This window comes from Chromobacterium sp. CCUG 30098 (genome assembly GCF_059916605.1).
On the sequence record NZ_JAUCGS010000004.1, the window covers coordinates 305,116 to 326,511 of the forward strand.

Sequence of the window (21,396 nt, forward strand, 5' to 3'; positions counted from 1 at the left end):
AAAGAGGACAGCGTTAATGAGCAAATTGAGCGCGGTGATCGCCGATGACGAGCGCCTGATGCGCGAGCAACTGCGCATGGCCCTGCAACGGGTGTGGCCGGAGTTGAGGATAGTGGCCGAGGCCCGCGACGGCGCGGAGGCGGTGGAGTTGGTCCGCGAGCATAGGCCGGACCTGGCTTTTCTGGACATCACCATGCCGGTGCAGAACGGCATCGCCGCGGCGATGGAGATAGACGGCCTGTGCCCGGTGGTGTTCGTCACCGCTTACGACCAATACGCGATCAAGGCCTTTGAAGAAGGCGCGGTGGATTATCTGCTCAAGCCGGTGGAGGACGAGCGGCTGTTGCGCACGCGCCAGCGCTGGGAGCAGCGGCAGCTGGCGCTGCCGACGCACTGGCAGGCCTCCTTGCAGCAGCTGAGCCGTCAACTGGCGCGTCCGGACTATCTGCGCTGGATCAAGGCCTCGGTGGGCAATAGCCTGCGCATGATCAGCACCGGCGAAGTGCTGTTTTTTCAATCCGACGAAAAATACACCCGGGTGCAGACCGTCGGCTGCGAAGCCTTGATCCGCATGCCGATCAAAGAGCTGTTGCAGGCGCTGGACCCGGACGAATTCTGGCAGATCCACCGCTCCACCCTGGTGCGGGTGGACGCCATCGAACAGATCAAGCGCGACGACGGCCAGCGCGGCCTCATGCTGCAATTGCGCGGCTATCCGGAACCGCTGGAAGTCAGCCGCAGCTATGCCCATCTCTTCCAGCGCATGTAAGCCGGGAGGCTTCAAGGTTTTGCCGTAGAGACAGGCTGATCGTAAGCCCCATCCTCGAAATCCCGCTCCATCCGCCGGTATTGGGCGCTGTTTTTAAGCCGGACGAGGCCTTCGTTGAAGCGGTCCAGCAGCCACTGGCTTTGCGGCTGCGCCCGGCTCAGCATCAGGCGGTACTCGTTGCGTTCCCACACCTTGGGCGCGTAGACGATGGCGGCGCGCTGCTCCGGCGTGAAGCGCCGGCGCAGCAAGGATTGCCCCACCGATTTGACCAGAGGGAAAAAATCGATGCGCTCCGCCAGCAACTGCCGCATGCCGCTTTCTATGTCCTGAGTGCTGTCGTTGCGAATATGGCCGGCGCGTACCGCCTCGCCCCATACCCCCAGTTTGGAACCGTTGGGCGTGGCCATGCGCAAGCCGTACAAATCCGGCATCTCCGTCGGAGAAAGCGGGCGTTTGGCCAAGTGAAACGCCACCTCCTCATCCACCACCACCGGCAGGCTGAACAGCGCGAATCGCTCGCGCTCCGGCGTGATCGACCACACCACCGATCCCGCGATCTCGCCGCCGCGCACCATGGCCTCGGCCCGGGCCCAGGGGAAATGCCGGTAGCGCACCGTGATCCCGGCCAGGCGGAAGGCTTCGCTGACAATGTGGGAGGCATAGCCCTGCTGCGGCAGCTTGGCGGATAGATAGGGCGGCCACTCCCCGCTGGCCAGCACCACCTCCCGCGCCGGCGGCGGCGCGGCGGCGAGGCAGGGCGGGGCGAGAACGGCGCAGCAGATCAGCGCCAGGCGCATCGGGGACCAAACCATGGCAGCGTCCGATAGGGTTTGTTCCAGACTAGCAGGTTTGCCGCGCCGCGCTCCGGCATGAAAACTGCTTGTCCCGGCTTGTGGCCGCGGTCCGCGCGCGGCGTTCAAGGGGGAAAAAAGATGAGCACGATCAGAATGACGCCGGCGCTGGCGGCCCGGGATTACTCGCGCCTGAGCGCCTTATTGGCCGACTGCGTGACCGGCGGCGCGTCGGTGGGCTTCCTCGCGCCCTTGCCTGAGGCCGAGGCCGCCGCTTACTGGGCGCAGGTGGACGCGCTGCTGGGCGCCGGCCTGCAATTATGGCTGGCGGAAGAGGGCGAGGAGCTGCTGGGCTGCGTGCAACTGGCGCCTTGCCAGCGCGGCAACGGCCGCCACCGCGCCGAGGTGCAGAAGCTCTTGGTGCATTCCGCCCGCCGCGGCCGCGGCGTGGCGCGCCAATTGATGGCGGCGCTGGAAGATCATGCACACAAACAGGGCATCCGCCTGCTGGTGCTGGACACCGAGGCCGGTTCCGGCGCGGAGGAGGTCTACCGCAAACTGGGCTGGAGCAAGAGCGGGGAGATCCCGGATTACGCCGCCCGTCCGGACGGACGCCTGCATCCCACCGCCTATTACTTCAAGCGCTTGTGAGGCGTCGGGGCTTGTCGGCCAACGCCATCATGGGGCGGGCGTTTAGCTAGAGGCGATAGCCGTCAGCGCGTCGCGCACCGCGGAGACGACCCGTTCCGGTTCCGAGAATTGCGGAAAATGGCCGCTGCGGGCGGCGATGACGTGGCGGCCGCGCGGCGACAGCGCCGCCAGCCGGCGCTGGCCCTCGGCGCGCGCGTCCAGCACCGCCTTGGAGGTGAGCCAGGACAAGCCCGGCGCGCCGCCGCTGATCACAAACAGAGGGATGTCGGGGAAGGGCGGCGCTTCGGCGATCTGTTCCGCGCTGCGGCGCAGGTGGCCGGTCTCGTTCAGGGTGTCCCGGTCCTGAGCCAGGTCCAGCGCCCGGCGCAGCAACTGGCCCAGCCGGCCTTGCCGCGCGTCCAGCGCGCTGATGTCTTCCGGCGCGGCGGCGTCCAGCAGCACCACGGCGGCCACTTCGCCGGCGTAGCTGCGGGCGAACAGATTGGCGATCAGGCCGCCCAAGGCGTGGGCCACCAGCACATAGGGCGGGGCCAGGTCCGCCTTGAACAACAGCGCGCGCAGGGTTTCCATCATCGCGGCGCCGGTCTGCGCCTCGCGGGCGTTGCCGCTGTTGCCTATGCCGCAGCGGTTGTAGGCGAACACGCCGCTGAGCGTTTCCAGCGCCGGCAGCACTTTGTACCAGCCCTCCATCGGCGTGCCGGCGTCGTTGATCAGCACGATGGGCGGCGCGGCGGCGCCGACGGCGATGTACTCCATGGCGACGCCGTCGATGGCGACGATGAGCTTGGGGGGCAGGGTGGTCATGGCGCAAGCGGGCGGCGGCCGCCGTAAGGGATCTATCTTATTGTTTTTGTAAGTGAAAAATTAATTCAGTTCCTGAACTTCATGAAGGACGCTGATTTTTTTCCATCGTCGTCGGCTGTCCCAGCCTCTGGCCCAGCTCCGCGGCCAGATAGTCCACCCAGGCGCCGACGCGCGGCGCCAGCGCGCCCTGTTTGTAGAACACCGCCCAGATAGTCTGGCTCCACGGCAGGCTGACGGCGTCCAGCACCGGCAACAAGCGGCCGCTTTGCAGATCTTCGGCGGTGAGCAGGTCGTTGAGACAGGCAATGCCGGCGCCGTGCAAGGCCAGGTGCAACAGGGTTTCGCCGCTGGAGGCGGTCAGCGCGGGCTGGATGGCCAGCCCGTTGCCGCCGCGGTGGCGCAGCGGCCATTGATTGAGGGTTTCCGGCGCGGTGAAGCCCAGCAGCCGGTGCCGCGCCAGCGCGTCGGCGCTGTCCGGCGCGCCGCGGCGGCTCAGATAGTCCGGCGAGGCCACCAGGCGGATGCGGCTGTCGCCCAGGCGGCGGGCGCTGAGGCTGGAGTCCGCCAGCGCGCCCATGCCGACGCGAATGGCGACGTCGGCCCGCTCTTCTATCAGATCGACGATGCCTTCCGCGCCCGTCAACTCCAGGCGCACCTGCGGGTAGCGTTCCAGAAAGCCGGCGGCCAGCGGCGCGATCAGCCGGGTGAGGATGGGGGTGGCGGCGTTGACGCGCAGCAGGCCGCTGGGCTGGGCCAGGCTGGCGGCCAACTGAGCCTCGGTGTCCTGCAGCTCGGCCAGGATGCGGCGCGCGCGTTCCAGCAGCCAGCGGCCTTCCGCGGTCAGGTCCAGCCGGCGGGTGGTGCGGGTGATCAGCGCCACGCCCAGCTGTTTTTCCAGCCGGCTGACGCTGCGGCTGATGCCGGACGGGGTTTGGCCCAGACGCTCCGCGGCGGCGGAGAAGGAGCCGGCGTCTATGACTGAGACAAACGCAATCAGCGCTTCCATGGGTAGCATTGTTGATTCCTGAGCAAAAGTTTTTGTCAGTGAAGCGGATTTTTCCGCGGCTGGCAAGCGTGGAGAATGCGGCCTTATTCGTTTGCCCGCCGCGGCGGGCCCGACTCGGCTTTTCTTTGGGAGAACACCATGCCGCTTGCCTTATGGGCGCTGACCTTGAGCGCCTTCGCCATTGGCACCACCGAATTCGTCATCGTGGGCCTGATTCCCACCATCGCTTCCAGCCTGGGAGTGTCGCTGCCGTCCGCCGGCCTATTGGTCAGTCTTTACGCCTTGGGCGTGGCGGTGGGCGCGCCGCTGTTGACCGTGCTGACCGGCCGCGTGCCGCGCAAGCCCTTGCTGCTGGGGCTGATGGCCTTGTTCACCCTGGGCAATCTGGTGGCCTGGCAGGCGCCGGGCTACCAGGCGCTGATGGCGGCGCGGGTGCTGACCGGCCTGGCGCACGGGGTGTTCTTTTCCATCGGCTCCACCATCGCCACCGGCCTGGTGAGCAAGGACAAGGCGGCCAGCGCCATCGCGCTGATGTTCAGCGGCCTGACGGTGGCGCTGGTGAGCGGGGTGCCGCTGGGCACCTTCATCGGCCAGACCCTGGGTTGGCAAGCCACTTTTCTGGTGGTGTCCATGCTGGGGGTGCTGGCCTTCATCGGCAGCCTGCTGCTGGTGCCCAAGGACATTCCCCAACCGCCGCCGGCCTCGCTGGCCGCGCAGCTGGCGGTGCTGAAACGGCCGCGGCTATTGCTGGTGTACGCGATGACGGCCTTGGGCTACGGCGGTTCTTTCATCGCCTTCACCTATCTGGCGCCCATTCTGGAGCAGGTCAGCGGTTTCGCGCCGTCGCGGGTGGGGCTGGTGATGCTGGTGTACGGCGTGTCGGTGGCGGCGGGCAATATCTGGGGCGGCCGGCTGGCGGACCGCAAGGGGCCGGTGCGCGCCTTGCAGATCATCTTCGCCTTGCTGGCGCTGGTGCTGCTGGCGCTGAGCTTCACCGCGCCGTCGCCGGCGTGGGTGCTGGTCACGGTGCTGGCCTGGGGCGCGGTGGCTTTCGGCAATGTGGCCGGCCTGCAGCTCTATGTGGTGCGGCAGGCGGAACGCGACGCGCCGCAGGCGGTGAACGTGGCTTCCGGCCTGAACATTGCCGCCTTCAATGTGGGCATCGCCGGCGGCGCCTGGGCCGGCGGCTGGGTGGTGGCGGAGCTGGGACTGCTGGCCACGCCGTGGATAGGCGCGCTGGTGGTGTTGGCCGCCTTGGCCCTGACCACCTGGTCCGGCGCGCTGGACCGCCGCGCGGCGCGGACGCCGGCAATGTGTTCGCAGGCGGCTTGACCGCCGGAGCAGGACAATGGAAATAAAGCGCCATAGGGCGCGCAATTGAAAGGACGTTTCATCATGGATATGCCAAAAATAGGTTTGGGCACCTTCCGTCTGGAAGGGCAACAAGTGGTGGATTCGGTATTGACCGGGTTGGAGCTGGGCTACCGCCACATCGACACCGCGCAGATTTACGGCAACGAGGCCGAGGTGGGGCAGGCGCTGCGCCAGAGCGGCTTGCCGCGCGAGCAGGTGTTTCTGACCACCAAGATCTGGACCGAGAACCTGGGACGCGAGCGGCTGGCGGACAGCCTGCGCCGCAGCCTGGACTTGCTGGGCGTGGAGCAGGTGGACATGACGCTGATCCATTGGCCGTCGCCCGGCGACGCGCTGCCGGTGGCGGAATATATGGAAGCGCTGGCCCTGGCCAAGCAACAAGGGTTGACGCGGCGGATAGGCGTGTCCAATTTCACCATCGCCCATCTGCGCCGGGCGCTGGCCGCGGTGGGGCCGGGGGAGATCGCCAGCCAGCAGGTGGAAGTGCATCCTTTCCTGCAAAACCGCAAACTGCTGGATTTCTGCCGAGAGCAGGGGGTGCCGGTCACCGCCTATATGCCGCTGGCTTACGGCAAGGTGGTGGACGAGCCGCTATTGCGCGAAATCGCCGCTCGGCATCGGGCCAGCCCGGCGCAGCTGGCCTTGGCCTGGTTGTTGCGCCAGGGGCTGGCCGTGATTCCGTCGTCTACCCGGCGCGCCAATCTGGCCGCCAATCTGCAGGCGGAGACGCTGAGTTTGAGCGAGGCCGATATGGACGCCATCGCCGGCCTGGAGCGCGGCGAGCGGCTGGCCGATCCGGAGTTCAGCCCGCGCTGGGATTAGGAGGGCCAAGGCCGCCTGTAGCGCGGCGGCAACTTGCGCGCGGATTTGCCGCCGGTCAAGGAAATGGGGAATGGCGGCGCCGTCCGGCTTGAGGCGGCTTTCCGGCCAGTGGTATGTTTGTGGTATTCCCGGCCCGGCCGCGCGCCGCGCCGTTTGATTCTCCATTTCTCCAGGTGGCGATGATGTCCAAACCCCGTGCCGTATATTTGCAGTCGGGCGGTCCGACTGCGGTGTTGAACGCTTCCGCGCAGGGCGCGATAGAAACCGCGCGCCAGCGCGGCCTGTCGATGTACGGCGCTTTCGACGGTCTGGCCGGCCTGCTGGAGGACCGCTTGTGCAATACCGACGCGGTATCGGACGAGGCCATCGCCCAACTGGCCTTCATGCCCGGCGGCAGCTTCGGCGTCAGCCGGCGCATGATAGGGAGCTTCGCCGAGGCCGGCGACGACTGGCGGCGGCTGCGCGAAGTGTTGGCCCGGCACGACATCCATTATCTGCTGGTCAACGGCGGCAACGGCTCGCTGGGCTGCGCCGAGCGTCTGGCGGAGTTCGAGCGCCACATGGGCTACCCGCTCAAGGTGGTGGGCGTTCCCAAGACCATAGACAACGATCTGGTGGGCACCGACAACAGCCCCGGCTACGGCTCCTCCGCCAAATTCCTGGCCAGCGCGATGCGCGAGGTGGGGCTGGACATGACCAGCATGGGCTGGGGCCGGGTCTTCATCATGGAAACCATGGGCCGCCATACCGGCTGGCTGGCGGCGGCCTGCGCCGCGGCGGCGCGCAATGAGCGCGAAGCGCCGCATTTGCTGCTGCTGCCGGAAGTGGCTTTCGACGCCGAGCGTTTCCTCGCCGCGGTGGACGACAGGCTGGCGCGCTTCGGCCAGTGCGCGATCGCGGTGGCGGAGGGCATTACCGACGCCGACGGCCGCTTCGTCGCCGAGGCCAAGAAATCCGAAGTCTACGGCCATGAGCAACTGGGCGGCGCCGGCCACTGGATCGCCCAGCTGCTGCTGCGCGAGCGCGGCATTTCCGCGCACGTGGCGCAGGTGGATTATCTGCAGCGCGCCGGCGGCCATCTGGGGTCCAGCATGGATGTGCGTCAGGCCTACATCATGGGCGAGCGGGCGGTGGAGTGGCTGCTGGCCGGCAAGAGCGGCGTGATGGCCGGCATCAAGCGCATCCAGAACCATCCCTATTGCTGGGACGTGGTGGAGGTGCCGTTGGCGGTGGTGGGCGATCAGGAGAAGCGGCTGCCGCCGGAGTTCATCGGCGCCGACGGCTTCAGCGTGACGCCGGCCTTCCTCGACTATGTGCGTCCCTTGATGGAGGGCGAGCGGATTCCGCCGTTCAAGGATGGATTGCCGGATTATCGGCCCATCGCCTGGCCCAAGGTGTGAGGGCGGGAAGCACTGGATGGAAAACCCGGCTGGCGCCGGGTTTTTTTATTGCCCGGCACCGGGTGGCGCGGCGTTTTCAAACCCGGATTGAAAGAGTCTGCGCGCGGCCGGTCTGTTTGGCCTTGCGCGGCGTCTTCATACTGACGGTTTGAGGCGTAGGCCAGCGCGCCGCCGCCGCATCATCATCCCAAGAACGGAGAACCGCATCATGACGACATTACCCCTGATCAGCATCGCCGTGCTCAAGGCCAAGCCCGGCCAGCGCGAAGCGCTTCGCGTTGCGCTGACCGCCTTGGTCGAGCCCACTCGCCGCGAGGCGGGCAACCTCGATTACACCCTGTTCGAACTCACGGACGAGCCGGGCAGCTTTTACATGCGGGAAGCCTTCGTCAGCCGCGCCGCGCTGGACGAGCATTTGGCCGCGCCTTACTTCCGGGCCTTCGAAAAGCGCTTCGATGAATTGCTGGCTGAGCCGATCAAGCTGATTTTCCTAGACAAGGTGGCTTGAGGCGGGAAATGAAACAGGCCCGGCATAGACCGGGCCTGTTGGCGGAGGAGGGGCCGGTTTAGAGCACCAGGCCGCCGATCAGCGCCGACAGAATGCTAACCAGGGTGGAACCGTACACCAACTTCAGGCCGAAGCGGGACACCATATTGCCGCGCTCCTCGTCCAGGCCCTTGACCGCGCCGGCGATGATGCCGATGGAGCTGAAGTTGGCGAAGGACACCAGAAAGATGGAGATCACGCCTATGGTGTATTCCGACAGCTGGGCGGTGAGCTTTTTCAATTCCATCATCGCCACGAACTCATTGGTCACCAATTTGGTGGCCATGATGCTGCTGGCCGGCATGATGTCGGCGGCCGGAATGCCCATCAGCCAGGCGAAGGGATAGAACACATAGCCCAGCACGTACTGGAAGTTCACGCCGAAGACGGCGTCGAAGAGGTGGTTGACGGTGGTGATCAGCGCGATGAAGCCGATCAGCATCGCGCCGACGATCACGGCGATCTTGAAGCCGGCCATGATGTAGTCGCCCAGCATTTCGAAGAAGGACATGCGGTGGGCGGCTTCGGCGCTGATCAGTTCATCGTCGTCGCGGCTGGCGTCGTAGGGGTTGATCAGCGACAGGATGACGAAGGTGCTGAACAGATTGAGAATCAGCGCGGTGACCACGAAACGCGGCTGGATGATCTGCATATAGGAGCCGACGATGGACATGGACACCGTGGACATGGCGGTGGCGGCCAGCGTGTACATGCGCTTTTCCGAGAAGCTGCCGATGATGTTCTTGTAGGCGATGAAGTTCTCGGACTGGCCCACGATCATGGAGCCGACGGCGTTGAAGGACTCGATCTTGCCCATGCCGCTGATCTTGGCCAGCACCCAGCCGATGCCGCGTATCACCCAGGGCAGCACGCGGATGTGCTGCAGGATGCCGATCAGCACCGAGATGTAGACGATGGGCATCAGCACCTTGAGGAAGAAGCTGAACTCGCCCTGATTGAGCAGGCCGCCGAACACGAAGTTGGTGCCTTCGCCGGCGTAGCTCATCAGTTTGTCGAACACGCCGGCCACGCCGCCCACCAGGGTCAGGCCGTAGCTGGAGTGCAGCAGGAAGTAGGCCAGCGCCATCTCCACCACGATCAGTTGCAGCACGTAGCGGATCTTGATGTTCTTGCGGTCGCGCGCCACCACTTGGGTCAGCAGGAAGACAACCAGCAGTCCGAAGACGAATTGAAGTATGTGCATATCTATTGCCTTGATGGGCCGTCCTTCAGGCAGGAGCGGCGATGTTGGCGGGCGCGCCCGCTGTGTGTGCTTGTGTTGTTGGTTGGCGAACGGCGAATTTTGACATGAAGCGATTGCCGCTTCCATGTAAAACGCATTCGCCCGCCACTGTGCGCTTATCCGCTGTCGCAAACCAGCCGGTTTGATCAAACAAGCTGCGCGGCCGGCTCAAAAATAAAGCCCCCGGCCATGGCCGGAGGCTTGTCGCATGCGGGACTATTGCGCTTGCTGTTCCGCTTCGCGGCGGGCTTGTTCGGCGAAATAATAATCGCGGCGGGCCTGCTTGGCCGCGGCCTTTTCAGCCAGCTCCTGCTCCTTCTTGGCGGCTTCCGCCGCCGCCTCGGCGCGTTGCGCCGCTTTCACCGCTTCGCGTTCGGCTTCCTCGGCGGCTTCGATCGCGGCGATTTCGCTGCGGCTCTTGCACGGGCCGGTTTTTTCGAACCAGGCCACGGATTCCACATGGGCGGTGTGCGGGAACATATTGATGATGCCGGCCGCCTTCAGCGTGTAGCCCTTGGTGTGCACCAGCACATTGGCGTCGCGCGCCAGCGTGGCCGGATTACAGGACACGTAGACGATGCGTTTGGGCGCGGTGTCCTCGGTGATGGCCTTCAGCAGCTGCACCGCGCCGTCGCGCGGCGGGTCCACCAGCATCTTGTCGAAGCGGCCGAGCGCGGCGAAGGACTCCTCGGTGACTTCGAACAGATTGGCCATCTCATAGCTGACCTTGTCCTGCAGGCCGTTGTGGGTGGCGTTTTCCACCGCGCGCTTGACCAGGGGCTGGCTGCCTTCCATGCCGTGCACCTCGGCGCCGGAGCGGGCGATGGGCAGGGTGAAGTTGCCGATGCCGCAGAACATGTCGGCGATGCGCTCGCCCGGCTGCGGGTCCAGGAATTTCAGCGCGCGCGCCACCATGACCGCGTTGATCTCGGGGTTCACCTGAGTGAACTCGGTGGGGTAGTAGGGCATCTCCACGCGGTATTCCGGCAGGCTGTAAGTCAGCTTGGGCGCGTCCAGCGGGTAGACCGGATAACAGGTGTCCGGGCCCTTGGGCTGCAGCCACATCTGCAAGGGCCGCTCCTTGCTGCCGTGGGCGTCGGAGAAGGCGCGCAGCAGCGCGTGGTCGGCGTCGTTGATGGCTTCCATATTGCGGAACACCAGGATGTCCACCCTGTCGCCCACCGCCAGCTCCACCTGGGGCATGCGGTTGTTGATCGACAGCTTGTAGATCATCTCGCGCAGCGGCACGATCAGGTCCGAGATATGGCGCGGCAGGATGTGGCACTCGCTCATATCGGTGATGTAGGTGGAGCGCTTCTCGTGGAAGCCCACCAGCACGCCGCCCTTTTTCTCCACCAGCCGCGCCGACATCCGCGCGCGGTGGCGGTAGTGCCAGGCCGGGCCGGCGATGGGCGTCAGCACCTGTTGCGGCTTGACCCGGCCGATGCGGGCCAGATTGTCTTCCAGCACCCTTTGCTTGACCGCCACTTGGGCGGAGAACTCCACATGCTGCATCGAACAGCCGCCGCAGGTGCCGTAATGCGGACAGCGCGGCTGCGTGCGCAGAAAGCTTTCCTTCAGCACCTGGCTGGTGTTGGCGTTCTCGTAGGAAGACTTCTTGCGATAGGCGCTGTAGACCACGGTTTCATAAGGCAGCGCGCCGTCGATGAAGATGGTCTTGCCATCGACGTGGGCGACTCCCCGGCCTTCGTGGTCCAGCGACTCGACCTGGGCGATAGTCTGTTTGTGCGTCATGGTGTTGCTTGGAAAATCAAACGGAAAGCGGCGATTTTCTCAAATTATCCGGCAACGCGCAGGGGTTTTTTGTCCGCGCCGGCCGGCGCGCCGGTTTCGACCTCCAGCCCGGCCGCCTTCCATTGCGGGAAGCCGCTGTCCAGCCGCCTGGCGTTCAGGCCGCGGGCGCGCAAGGCGGCCACCGCCTGGGTGGACAGCACGCAGAAGGGGCCGCGGCAATAGGCGATGATTTCGGCGCCGGCGCTGAGCTGTTCCAGGCCGTGTTCCAACCGCTCCGGCGGCAGGTTGAGCGCGCCGGGCAGATGGCCAGCGGCGTACTCGTCCGCCGGCCGCACGTCCAGCAGGATGAGGTCGCCGTCGCCCAAGCGGCGCAGCAGCTCGTCCAGCGTGACGCCGTCCAGCGTCTCGGGCCGGGCGGCGGCGTCGTCCAGCAGCGCGCGGACGGCGGCGCGGCGGTGCTCGGCCTGACGGCGCAGCGCGTCCAGCACGGCCAGAATGGGGCCGTCGCCCAGCCGGTACATCACGCGCTTGCCGTCGCGGCGCGATAGGACCAGTCCGGCGCGCTTCAGGTGTTGCAGGTGTTGCGAGGCGTTGGCGATGGACAGGCCGGCCAGCTCGGCCAGCCGCTCAACCGGGCGCTCGCTTTGGGCGATGTGTTCCAGCAGCAACAGTCGGTGGGCGTGGCTCAGCGTGCGGGCCAGGTCGGCCAGGTCGGCGAAGCGTTCCGGAGCGGGCAGGGGAGTGCTGGTCATGGATGGCCTTCAAAATATCATTCAATCAATCTATTTAATGATAATCTATTGGCCAGCGTTTGTCAGCGCCGGCGTCGCGTCGGGCGCGGCGTGGGCATTGAATGGTTGATGGGGAGAGGGCATGGAGGCGGTGACGGAATGGTTGGCGCGCGGCGCGCTGGTGGGCGTAGGCGCCACGGCGGTGATGGATGCGTGGGCGTACTGGCTGCGGCGGAGCTTTGGCACGCCGTCGTTGGATTACGCGCTGGTGGGGCGCTGGATGGCGCATTGGCGGCGCGGCCGCTTCCGCCACGCAAGCATCGCCCGCGCCGAGCCGGCGCGCGGCGAGCGGGCGCTGGGCTGGCTGGCGCATTATTTGATTGGCGTCGTCTTCGCGCTGTTGTTGCTGGCCGCGTGCGGCGAGCTTTGGTGGCGCGCGCCGACGCCGGGGCCCGCGCTCTTGTTCGGCCTCGCCAGCGCGGCGGCGCCTTTCCTGCTGATGCAGCCGGCGATGGGCGCGGGTTTCTTCGCGTCGAAAACGCCGCGGCCATGGCTGTCGCGCCGGCGCAGCCTGGCGGCGCACGCCAGTTTCGGTCTGGGCCTGTACGCGGCGGCCTGGGTTTTGGCGCATTGGCCTGCGTTTTGAGCTCAAGCCGGCTATGCTGGCGTAAAACCGACAATATTAGCGACGGCCCGGAGGCGGCAGGGGCTTGGTAATAGTCAGAATCTTGCTTTCCCACGCTTTCTGTTAGAATCGAACAATAGTGATTTTAGATATGGTGCGGTATGTTGAAGCGATGTGTTGGGCTGTTGGGTTGGCTTGGGCTTGGCGTGGCGCCGTTTGTCGGCGCGGCGGTGATTCCCGAGCCTGATGTGCAGGTCAACCCCGCGGGCCTGCACTTGGTGCTGAACCTGCCGCAGGCGCGGCTGTTCCAGTACCAGGACGGCAGGCTGTCCAAGATCTATCCGGTGGCGGTGGGCAAGATGCTGACCCAGACGCCGATCGGCAGCTTCGACATTACCGGCATTTACAAGGCGCCGGCCTGGCATGTGCCGCGCTCCATCCAGGAAGAAATGCGCCGCAGCGGCAAGGAAGTGCAGACCGTGGTGCCGCCGGGGCCCAAGAACCCGCTGGGGCCGGTCTTCATTCGTTTCGGCGAGGCCAAGCTGGGCCTGGGCTTTCACGGCACCAACGCGCCCGGCTCGGTGCCCGGTTTCCGCAGCCATGGCTGCGTGCGCATGAAAAACGACGACGCCTTGCTGCTGTCCAAGACTGTGGGCCGCGGCGACGCGGTCACGGTGGCTTATCAGACCGTGTTGCTGAACCAGGACGCCGCCGGCGAACTGTGGCTGACCGCTTACCGCAATCACTACAAGCAGGACGATCCTTCCTTCCCGATGCTGGCCGAAACGCTGCTGGCCTGGCAGAAGCAAAAGTCCGCGGTGGTGTTCGGCGCGCGGGTGGACCAGGCTTTGAAGGCGCGCAAGGGCGTGCCGGTGTGTCTGACCTGCAAGGACGTGGCCAAGGCCAAGGTGGACGGCGATCTGTCCGCGGTGCGCTGGCTGTCGCCGGGCAAGGCGGACGATACTCAGTTCGCGCGCGAACCGGCCGGCCGCGAGCCGGGTGGTCCGTTGCCGTCGCAGGCTACGCCGCCGGCGTCCGCGCCGCAGCACGCGCCGGCGGTGGCGCCGTCGTCCGCGCCGTCCTCTTCGCGCGCCGCGGTGCGCGCCCAGCCGCCGCGTAGCGGCCGTCCGGCCTGATTCAGTCGGCCATTTCTCCCGCCAGTTCCCCCACGCGCCGCAAGGCGCGTTCGTACGCCGGGTTCCACGGATAGCAGCAGGACAGCCGCACGCAATTGCGGTAGCGCCCCTTGGCCGAGTACAGCGTGCCGGGCGCGATGGTGATGCGTTCGGCCAGCGCTGTCTGGAACAATGCCATGGTGTCCACGCCGCTGGGCAGCTCCACCCACAGCAGGCAGCCGCCGGACGGCGAGGTGGCCCGCGTCTGAGCCGGGAAGCAGCTGGCGACGGTGCCGCGCAGCCTTTCCATCTGGCTCATGAAGTGGCGGCGGATCAGCCGCAGGTGGTGGTCGTAGCCGCCGGTTTCCAGATATTCCGCCAGCGTTTCCTCCAATAAGCGCGGCTGGGCCAGCGAGCTGGCGAACTTCAGCCGCGTCACTTCCCGCAAGAAGCGCCCGGGCGCGATCCAGCCGATGCGAAAACCCGGCGCCAAGGTCTTGCTGTAGCTGGAGCACAGCAGCACCCAGCCGTCGCGGTCATAGGCCTTGACCGCGTCCGGGGTGGCGCCGTCGTAGTGCAGATCGGCGTGCGGCACGTCCTCGATCAGCGGCACCTGGTGTTCGTTGACCAGGGCCGCCAGCCTTTGCTTGGCCTCGGCTGGCATGGTGCAGCCCAGCGGATTGTGCACGGTGGGCATGGCCACGATGGCGTTCAGCCTTTTCTCCGACAGCAAGAGTTCCAGCGCGTCCAGCGACAGGCCGTTGGCCGGATGAGTGGGAATTTCGATCACGCTCAGGCCCAGGTTCTTCAGCGTGGGCAGCAGCGCGAAATAAGTGGGCGATTCCAGGCCCACGGTGTCGCCCGGCTTGCAGCAGGCGCGCAAGGCCAGTTGCAGCGCCTCGGTGCAGCCGTTGGTGATCACCAGGTCCTCGGCGGCCAGCACGCAGCCCCAGCTGACCGCGCGCTGGGCGATCTGGCGGCGTAGCCGTTCCGAGCCGGGCGGAAACGGGTAATCGGTGGTCAGCTCCGGGTGCTGGCGTAGCAGCCGCCCCATGATGTGCTTGAAGCGGGTGGTGGGGTAGAAGTCGCTGCCGCGCGGGCTGGCCAAGGACAGGTCGATGAAATCCTCCCGCGTCTGCGCCGTCATCACCGCTTCGATCTGGTCCACCACCTCGCCGGCGTGGTGGGCGGCGCTTTGCCGGCGCATGCGCGGCAGCGGCAGGGTGGCGGCGGATTTGACGTAGAAGCCGGATTGCGGCCGAGCCTCGATCAGGCCGCGGTCCTCCAGCGTGCGGTAAGTCATCAGGATGGTGGACGGGCTGACCTTGTGCATTTCGCAGGCCTTGCGCACCGAGGGCAGCCGTTCTCCGGGCTGCACCACGCCGGTCTGGATCAGGGTGATCCATTCGTTGACCAACTGCTGATAGAGGGGTTCGTCGCTCATGCTGGGGGCCTCGCTGACAGATGTGGGGGTCGCCATCGGTACAATTTTCCGCAAAAACGACCATAACAGTTTTGAAATTGTAAAACTGTTATGGTTCCAATTCAATTTTTCTGAATCTGTATTCGATGTTGCGGCGGCGTTATCATGGCCAGCATTGAAAACATGTCGCGTCCGGATTGTCCGGCCGCTGGCTATGGTTTGGAGCGGTAATGAACTTTGTTGCGTTGGTGACTTATCTGTTGGTGATGTCGATCACGCCGGGGCCGAACAATCTGGTATTGGCCTCGTCCGGGGTCAATCACGGTTTTTCCCGCACGGTGCCGGCCTTGCTGGGCATGTCGCTGGGCCTGTCGGTGCAGGTGGGCCTGTTGACGGTGTTTCTGGGAAGCCTGGTCGCCGTCATCGCTTCGGTGCAGATTTACCTGGCCATGGCCGGCTGCCTGTATCTGCTGTGGCTGTCTTGGGGCATGGCGCGCTCGGCGCCGGCCGCGGGCGAATCCGGCGGCGCGCCTATGGGGTTTTGGGGCGGGGTGCTGTTCAACTGGTTGAATCCCAAGGTGTGGCTGATGGGTTTCAATATCGCGATGGTGTTTCTGCCGGCCAAGATGAACGCCTGGCATGCCGGCCTGCTGTTCGCGGCGCTGACTTTCGTCATCGGCCTGCCGTGCATCGCGCTGTGGGCGGGGTCCGGCGTGGCCGCGCGCCGCTTCCTGGCGTCGCCGCGCCGGTTGAGGGTTTTCAATTGCGGCATGGCGGCGATGTTGGCGGGAACCGCGATCTGGCTGTTGCTGGAAATGCTGCCGGCGCAGTCCTTGCACGCGCTGCCGCAAATGATTTGATGAATAGCTAAATCGATAAGGATGTTCTTGCTGGGGACATCGTCTATGCTGTCCAAAAGGGTAGGTGGCTTATCGTACAGGTATCCTGGGACGCACCCGGGCCGGGGTAGGCCGTAGGCGGGCAGCCGAGACGGGGGCATCATCATGACAGCAGCGGGTTTCGACGGCGTGTATCGTTCGAGCACGTCCTTCTACGGGGACAAGCCGTCCCCGTCCTTGGTCCAGTATCTGGAAAAATATCATGTGGCGGGCGACGGAGCCGGCCTGGATCTGGGCTGCGGCCAGGGTCGCAACGCCTTGTTTCTGGCTCAGCGGGGCTTCGCGATGACGGCGGTGGACGGTTCGGCGGAGGCGATCGCGAGTCTGGGCGAGGCGGCGGACGAGCGCAGGCTGAACGTGAGTGGCAGGGTGGCGGATCTGGCCGGCCTGGAGCTGGAGCCGGGGCGTTTCCGGCTGATCGTCGCGAATACTTCGCTGGATCACTTGGGTGCGGACGAGGGCGAGGCGCTGGCGCGCCAGATGGCCGCCGCGCTGGAGCCGGGCGGCCATCTGTTCGTATCGGTGTTCACGGTCGACGATCCGGGGTGCGACGCCCTGGGCCGGGTGGCCAGCGAGACGGCCTCCTACGTCAAGCATTACTACCAGCCGGGAGAGCTGCGCCGTCAGTTCTCGGCGCTGAGCCTGCTGGCCTATCAAGAGGAGTATGCGCTGGATGTCGGCCATGGCCAGCCGCATTACCACGGCATCGCCCGGCTGTTCGCGCGGCGGGATCACTGAGCGCCGTTGCCGCCGACGCGCGGCGGGCTTTATCGGGCTCTCAGAACTTGTTTACGATCTCGCGAGCTAAGATGAGACAAGGCGTTGCGGCTGAGAAAGCGGAATGTACACGTGGTGCATGAGTATTTCGAAGCGGTACTCGCCGCGTCACGTTTCACGACGCGCAGCAGGACGTAAACAGGTTCTCAGGACTCCAGCGCCCGGCGTATCACTCCTTCCTTGTCGGCCGGCCGCCAGCCGGCCGGCTTCAGCACCTTGCCGTCCTCGCGGCGCACAATCTTGCCGTCCACGCATTTGCGCATATTGGCGGCGTGGATCTCCCGCGTCATCTCTTCCAGCGGCAGGCCTTGCGACATCAGCAGGCCGCTGAGCACATTGAGCACGTCCACGCCCTCGGCCAGCAGCTCCGCCATCCGGCGCGCGCGTTCCGCTTCATCGCCGTCCTGGCGCTTGTAGTCGGCCAGCGCTTGCTGGAATTCCGCCAGCTCTTCGCCCAACATGGTCTCCCACATCGCCAGCTGCTGCGGCTGCCATTGCGGCTGAGCCGGGCTGGGGATGTCGAACTGCTGCATGAATTGGCGGCGTAGGGCGAAGAAGTTTTCCATTATTTAGCGTCTTTCTGTTTTTGTGATCCATATATTGTGTTTTATCGGCGGGCGGGGCGCAAGCGGCGGGCAAAACAAAGCCCCGCCGGGGCGGGGCTGGATCAGGGCGCCGCGGGGTTTACGCCTGAGCGCTCAGCGCGGCCAGCGCGTCGAAGTAATCGGGGAAGGTCTTGGCCACGCATTTGGGGTCGTTGATGGTGACCGGGGCGCCCAGCAGCGAAATCAGGGAGAAGCACATCGCCATGCGGTGGTCGTCGTAGGTGTCGATCTCGGCGTTCGGCGTCAAGGCCGGCGGCGGGGTGATGCGGATGTAGTCCTGGCCTTCTTCCACCACGGCGCCGACCTTGCGCAGCTCGGCGGCCATCGCGCTCAGGCGGTCGGTTTCCTTGACGCGCCAGCTTTCGATATTGCGCAGCGTGCTGGTGCCGTCGGCGGCCAGCGCCGCCACCGCCAAGGTCATCGCCGCGTCCGGGATGTGGTTGAAGTCGGCGTCTATCGCCTTGAGCGGGAGGCTGGCGCGGGCTTCTATCCAATTGGGCCCCATGCTGACTTCGGCGCCCATCAGGCGCAGCGCGTCGGCGAACTTGACGTCGCCCTGAATGCTGTCCGCGCCCACGCCTTCCACCCGCACCGGGCCGCCCGCCAGCGCGCCGGCGGCGAGGAAATAGGACGCGCTGGAGGCGTCGCCTTCCACGTGAACCTCTCCCGGGGAAATATAAGTCTGGCCGCCGGGGATGGTGAAGCGGCGCCAGCCGTCGCGCTCAACCCGCACGCCGAAGCGCGCCATCAGGTTGAGGGTGATTTCGATATAGGGCTTGGAGATCAGCTCGCCGCTGACTTCGATGACCGCGGTTTCGCCGGTCAGCGGCAGCGCCATCAGCAAGGCGGTGAGGAACTGGCTGGACACATTGCCCTTGACCGGGATGACCCGGCCGGCCTCCAGTTGCGCCGGCGCGATGGTCAGCGGCGGGTAGCCGGGCTGGCCTTGGTACTGAATCTTGGCGCCGGCCACGCGCAGCGCGTCCACCAGATCGCCGATCGGCCGTTCGTGCATGCGCGGCACGCCGCTGAGTTGGTAGTCGCCCTGCATCAGCGCCAGCGCGGCGGTCAGCGGGCGGAAGGCGGTGCCGGCGTTGCCGAGGAATAGATCTGCGCTTTTAACCGGAAATTCGCCGCCCACGCCCTGCACGCGGAAGTCGCGGCTGTCGCCTATCTGTTCGATCTCCACGCCCAGCAGCTTCAGCGCCGCCAGCATGTGGCGGATGTCGTCCGAATCCAGCAGATCGCGCACCAGGGTGCTGCCGCTGCCCAGCGCGGCCAGCAGCAGGGTGCGGTTGGAGATGCTTTTCGAGCCGGGGAGCTTGATGGCGCCGGACAGGCGGAGGACGGGGGCGAGATGCAGTTGTTCCATGGCGGTTCGGGATCTTGTGTTCTTGGGGTTGGCGAAGGGCGACGCGGCGCCCGTCGGACAATGTAACCGCCAGGAAGGTCTTTGCGCAAACCCGCGTGGCGGCGCGTCGGCGCGGCGCGCGTCGTAGAATCTTGCTGCGCCGGCCCGCGGCTTTGAGATAAAATCGACGGTTTGGCCGGTTGCCCGTCGCGGCGGCCGGCGCGAATTTCTGCAAGGACATCGTCTGTACATGACCGCACCTGTCATCGCCATCGACGGCCCGTCCGCCTCGGGCAAGGGCACCGTCGCCGCCCTGGTCGCCGCGCGGCTGGGTTTTCATTATCTGGATTCGGGCTCGCTCTACCGGCTGCTGGCGCTGTTCGCGCAGCGTCACAATATAGGCTGGGACGACGAGCCGGGCCTGGCCGCGGCCGCCTCCGGCTTGCCGGTGGAGTTCGCCGACGGGGCGGTGTGGCTGGAGAGCAACGACGCCAGCGCGGCGATACGCAGCGAGGAAATCGGCATCGGCGCGTCCAAGGTGGGCGCGCTGCCGGCGGTGCGCGCCGCGCTGTTGCAGCGCCAACGCGATTTCTGCCAGTTGCCGGGCCTGGTGACGGACGGCCGCGACATGGGTTCGGTGGTGTTTCCCGCCGCCGCCTTGAAGGTGTTTTTGACCGCCAGCGCCGAGGAACGCGCCGAGCGCCGCTATAAGCAGTTGATCGGCAAGGGAGATTCTGCTAATCTCCCACGGATTCTGCAGGACATTATCGATCGGGACGCGCGCGATGCCGCCCGGCCGGTAGCGCCGCTGCGCCAGGAGCCGGACGCCTTTTTGCTCGACACCACGGAGCTGACCATCGACCAGGCGGTCGCACAGGTTCTACGTTGGTTCGAGGAAAGACAGGTCTCCGGCCTATGATTTTTTTGTCGGGTGAAAATGCTGCAAGGCAATAAACCCGTTGTGCAACCCTAACCCCGCACGCCGCAAGGCGCGCACCGAGAGTACGCTTGATGACTACCCTCTCCATGGAAAACTTCGCTCAGCTGTTTGAGGAAAGCCTGACCCTTCACGACATGCGCGTGGGCGAGGTGATCACTGCCGAAGTGGTGGCAGTTGATTCCAACTTTGTAACCGTGAACGCAGGCCTCAAGTCCGAGTCCCTGATTCCGGCTGAAGAATTCAAGAACGACCAAGGCGTGGTCGAAGTGGCCATCGGCGACTTCGTTACCGTCGCCATCGACGCGCTGGAAAACGGCTTTGGCGAAACCAAGCTGTCCCGCGAAAAAGCCAAGCGCCTGGCCGCTTGGGTGGAGCTGGAAGAGGCTCTGGAAACCGGCAAGATCCTGTCCGGTCTGATCAGCGGCAAAGTCAAAGGCGGCCTGACCGTTATGGTCAACGGCATCCGCGCCTTCCTGCCGGGTTCCCTGGTTGACGTGCGTCCGGTGAAAGACACCACCCCGTACGAAAACAAACAGATCGAATTCAAGGTCATCAAGCTGGATCGCAAGCGCAACAACGTTGTTGTGTCCCGTCGTTCCGTGCTGGAAGAAACCCTGGGCGAAGAGCGCAAAGCTCTGCTGGAAACCCTGAAAGAGGGCGCCATCATCAAGGGTATCGTCAAGAACATCACCGACTACGGTGCGTTCGTTGACCTGGGCGGCATCGATGGTCTGCTGCACATCACCGACCTGGCATGGCGCCGCGTGAAGCACCCGTCCGAAGTTCTGGCCGTGGGCGACGAAGTGGAAGCCAAGGTACTGAAGTTCGACCAAGAGAAGAACCGCGTATCCCTGGGTCTGAAGCAACTGGGCGAAGATCCGTGGGTGGGCCTGTCCCGCCGCTACCCGTCCGGCACCCGTCTGTTCGGCAAGGTGACCAACCTGACCGACTACGGCGCGTTCGTGGAAATCGAACAGGGCATCGAAGGCCTGGTGCACGTGTCCGAAATGGACTGGACCAACAAGAACGTACACCCGTCCAAGGTTGTTCAGGTTGGCGACGAAGTGGAAGTGATGATCCTGGAAATCGACGAAGACCGTCGTCGCATCTCCCTGGGCATGAAGCAGTGCCTGGCCAACCCGTGGAACGAGTTTGCCGACAACTTCCACAAAGGCGACAAGCTGAAGGGCGCGATCAAGTCCATCACCGACTTCGGCGTGTTCGTTGGCCTGCCGGGCGGCATCGACGGCCTGGTTCACCTGTCCGACCTGTCCTGGAACGAAGCTGGCGAAGAAGCCGTGCGCAAGTTCAAGAAGGGCGACGAGGTTGAAGCCGTTGTTCTGTCCATCGACGTTGAGAAAGAGCGCATTTCCCTGGGCATCAAGCAGATGGAAGGCGATCCGTTCAACAACTTCGTTGCGATGAACGACAAGGGCGCTCTGGTTAAGGGCACCGTGAAGTCCGTTGACGCCAAAGGCGCCGTCGTGACTCTGGACACCGATGTTGAAGGCTACCTGCGCGCTTCCGAACTGTCCCGCGACCGCGTGGAAGACGCTCGCTCCGTTCTGAAGGACGGCGAAGAAGTGGAAGCCGTGATCATTGCCGTGGACCGCAAGTCCCGCAACATCAGCCTGTCCATCAAGGCTAAAGACGCTCAGGAAGACAACGTTGCTCTGAAGAGCCTGTCCGTTGACAGCGCTTCCGCTGGCACCACCAATCTGGGTGCCTTGCTGAAGGCAAAACTGTCCGGCTCTAACGAGTAATTGAG

Annotated in this window: 21 protein-coding genes; 12 read left to right on the top strand and 9 right to left on the bottom strand. The window is 65.2% G+C overall.

Translation table 11 applies throughout. From position 1 onward, the window contains the following. Positions 1–16 precede the first annotated feature (16 nt). Complete coding sequence (locus QUG03_RS11830) at positions 17–769, top strand: LytR/AlgR family response regulator transcription factor (protein ID WP_227104034.1); 753 nt, start codon at positions 17–19, stop codon at positions 767–769. A gap of 11 nt (positions 770–780) precedes the next feature. Here QUG03_RS11830 and QUG03_RS11835 read toward each other — a convergent pair whose 3' ends face one another. Next, positions 781–1,581 carry a substrate-binding periplasmic protein gene (locus tag QUG03_RS11835; protein WP_488877661.1) on the bottom strand — a complete coding sequence of 267 codons (801 nt, stop codon included), beginning with the start codon at positions 1,579–1,581 and terminating at the stop codon, positions 781–783. A 120-nt stretch (positions 1,582–1,701) separates the two neighbouring features. Between QUG03_RS11835 and QUG03_RS11840 the strand changes: the two genes are divergently transcribed. Then, entirely contained in the window at positions 1,702–2,211 is a 510-nt protein-coding gene (locus QUG03_RS11840; protein ID WP_235087726.1) for a GNAT family N-acetyltransferase, read from the top strand. A 42-nt stretch (positions 2,212–2,253) separates the two neighbouring features. Here the strand turns inward: QUG03_RS11840 and QUG03_RS11845 are convergent, their stop codons facing one another. Continuing rightward, entirely contained in the window at positions 2,254–3,015 is a 762-nt protein-coding gene (locus QUG03_RS11845; protein ID WP_107799747.1) for an alpha/beta fold hydrolase, read from the bottom strand. A gap of 79 nt (positions 3,016–3,094) precedes the next feature. Further along, positions 3,095–4,030, bottom strand: coding sequence for a LysR substrate-binding domain-containing protein (locus tag QUG03_RS11850; RefSeq protein ID WP_500820068.1), 936 nt, complete (start codon positions 4,028–4,030; stop codon positions 3,095–3,097). A gap of 129 nt (positions 4,031–4,159) precedes the next feature. On the opposite strand from QUG03_RS11850, the gene QUG03_RS11855 reads away from it, so the two are divergent. The 4 genes from QUG03_RS11855 (at position 4,160) to QUG03_RS11870 (ending at position 8,125) form a co-directional block, all read left to right on the top strand. Further along, positions 4,160–5,353, top strand: coding sequence for an MFS transporter (locus tag QUG03_RS11855; RefSeq protein ID WP_500820069.1), 1,194 nt, complete (start codon positions 4,160–4,162; stop codon positions 5,351–5,353). A gap of 63 nt (positions 5,354–5,416) precedes the next feature. Then, positions 5,417–6,217: a 2,5-didehydrogluconate reductase DkgB gene (gene dkgB, locus QUG03_RS11860; protein WP_500820070.1), complete on the top strand. Its 801-nt coding sequence runs from the start codon at positions 5,417–5,419 to the stop codon at positions 6,215–6,217. Positions 6,218–6,399: 182 nt separating this feature from the next. Then, positions 6,400–7,617, top strand: coding sequence for a 6-phosphofructokinase (locus tag QUG03_RS11865; protein WP_227104020.1), 1,218 nt, complete (start codon positions 6,400–6,402; stop codon positions 7,615–7,617). A gap of 208 nt (positions 7,618–7,825) precedes the next feature. Beyond that, positions 7,826–8,125, top strand: coding sequence for a putative quinol monooxygenase (locus QUG03_RS11870; RefSeq protein ID WP_500820072.1), 300 nt, complete (start codon positions 7,826–7,828; stop codon positions 8,123–8,125). Positions 8,126–8,183: 58 nt separating this feature from the next. Here the strand turns inward: QUG03_RS11870 and QUG03_RS11875 are convergent, their stop codons facing one another. The 3 genes from QUG03_RS11875 to QUG03_RS11885 all read right to left on the bottom strand — a co-directional run bounded on the left by QUG03_RS11875 (position 8,184) and on the right by QUG03_RS11885 (position 11,914). Beyond that, positions 8,184–9,368, bottom strand: a complete 1,185-nt coding sequence (locus QUG03_RS11875; RefSeq protein WP_107799742.1) for a NupC/NupG family nucleoside CNT transporter — start codon at positions 9,366–9,368, stop codon at positions 8,184–8,186. A gap of 255 nt (positions 9,369–9,623) precedes the next feature. Next, positions 9,624–11,162, bottom strand: coding sequence for a 23S rRNA (uracil(1939)-C(5))-methyltransferase RlmD (gene rlmD / locus QUG03_RS11880; protein ID WP_500820073.1), 1,539 nt, complete (start codon positions 11,160–11,162; stop codon positions 9,624–9,626). Positions 11,163–11,206: 44 nt separating this feature from the next. Then, on the bottom strand, positions 11,207–11,914 hold the full coding sequence (locus QUG03_RS11885) for an ArsR/SmtB family transcription factor (protein ID WP_500820074.1): 708 nt from the start codon (positions 11,912–11,914) through the stop codon (positions 11,207–11,209). A 121-nt stretch (positions 11,915–12,035) separates the two neighbouring features. Here QUG03_RS11885 and QUG03_RS11890 point away from each other — a divergent pair, with 121 nt between their 5' ends. Together QUG03_RS11890 and QUG03_RS11895 are read left to right on the top strand one after the other, a co-directional pair. Further along, positions 12,036–12,539: a DUF2938 domain-containing protein gene (locus tag QUG03_RS11890; RefSeq protein ID WP_235087743.1), complete on the top strand. Its 504-nt coding sequence runs from the start codon at positions 12,036–12,038 to the stop codon at positions 12,537–12,539. Between the two features lie 140 nt (positions 12,540–12,679). Further along, a complete protein-coding gene (locus tag QUG03_RS11895) occupies positions 12,680–13,654 on the top strand; it encodes a L,D-transpeptidase (protein WP_107799738.1) in 975 nt (324 codons plus the stop codon). A gap of 1 nt (position 13,655) precedes the next feature. Here QUG03_RS11895 and QUG03_RS11900 read toward each other — a convergent pair whose 3' ends face one another. Beyond that, entirely contained in the window at positions 13,656–15,077 is a 1,422-nt protein-coding gene (locus QUG03_RS11900) for an aminotransferase-like domain-containing protein (protein ID WP_235087745.1), read from the bottom strand. A gap of 209 nt (positions 15,078–15,286) precedes the next feature. On the opposite strand from QUG03_RS11900, the gene QUG03_RS11905 reads away from it, so the two are divergent. Both QUG03_RS11905 and QUG03_RS11910 read left to right on the top strand, forming a co-directional pair. Then, positions 15,287–15,916, top strand: coding sequence for a LysE family translocator (locus tag QUG03_RS11905; protein ID WP_107799736.1), 630 nt, complete (start codon positions 15,287–15,289; stop codon positions 15,914–15,916). 144 nt (positions 15,917–16,060) lie between these two features. Continuing rightward, complete coding sequence (locus QUG03_RS11910; protein WP_107799735.1) at positions 16,061–16,693, top strand: class I SAM-dependent methyltransferase; 633 nt, start codon at positions 16,061–16,063, stop codon at positions 16,691–16,693. Between the two features lie 185 nt (positions 16,694–16,878). Here QUG03_RS11910 and QUG03_RS11915 read toward each other — a convergent pair whose 3' ends face one another. Both QUG03_RS11915 and aroA read right to left on the bottom strand, forming a co-directional pair. Further along, positions 16,879–17,298 (bottom strand): pyrophosphohydrolase domain-containing protein, encoded by a 420-nt coding sequence (locus QUG03_RS11915; RefSeq protein ID WP_107799734.1) that lies wholly within the window; start codon positions 17,296–17,298, stop codon positions 16,879–16,881. A 118-nt stretch (positions 17,299–17,416) separates the two neighbouring features. Then, positions 17,417–18,709: a 3-phosphoshikimate 1-carboxyvinyltransferase gene (aroA, locus tag QUG03_RS11920; RefSeq protein ID WP_107799733.1), complete on the bottom strand. Its 1,293-nt coding sequence runs from the start codon at positions 18,707–18,709 to the stop codon at positions 17,417–17,419. A 229-nt stretch (positions 18,710–18,938) separates the two neighbouring features. Between aroA and cmk the strand changes: the two genes are divergently transcribed. Both cmk and rpsA read left to right on the top strand, forming a co-directional pair. Continuing rightward, entirely contained in the window at positions 18,939–19,607 is a 669-nt protein-coding gene (cmk, locus tag QUG03_RS11925; RefSeq protein WP_107799732.1) for a (d)CMP kinase, read from the top strand. A gap of 92 nt (positions 19,608–19,699) precedes the next feature. Beyond that, entirely contained in the window at positions 19,700–21,391 is a 1,692-nt protein-coding gene (gene rpsA / locus QUG03_RS11930) for a 30S ribosomal protein S1 (RefSeq protein ID WP_085951937.1), read from the top strand. Positions 21,392–21,396: the final 5 nt, after the last annotated feature.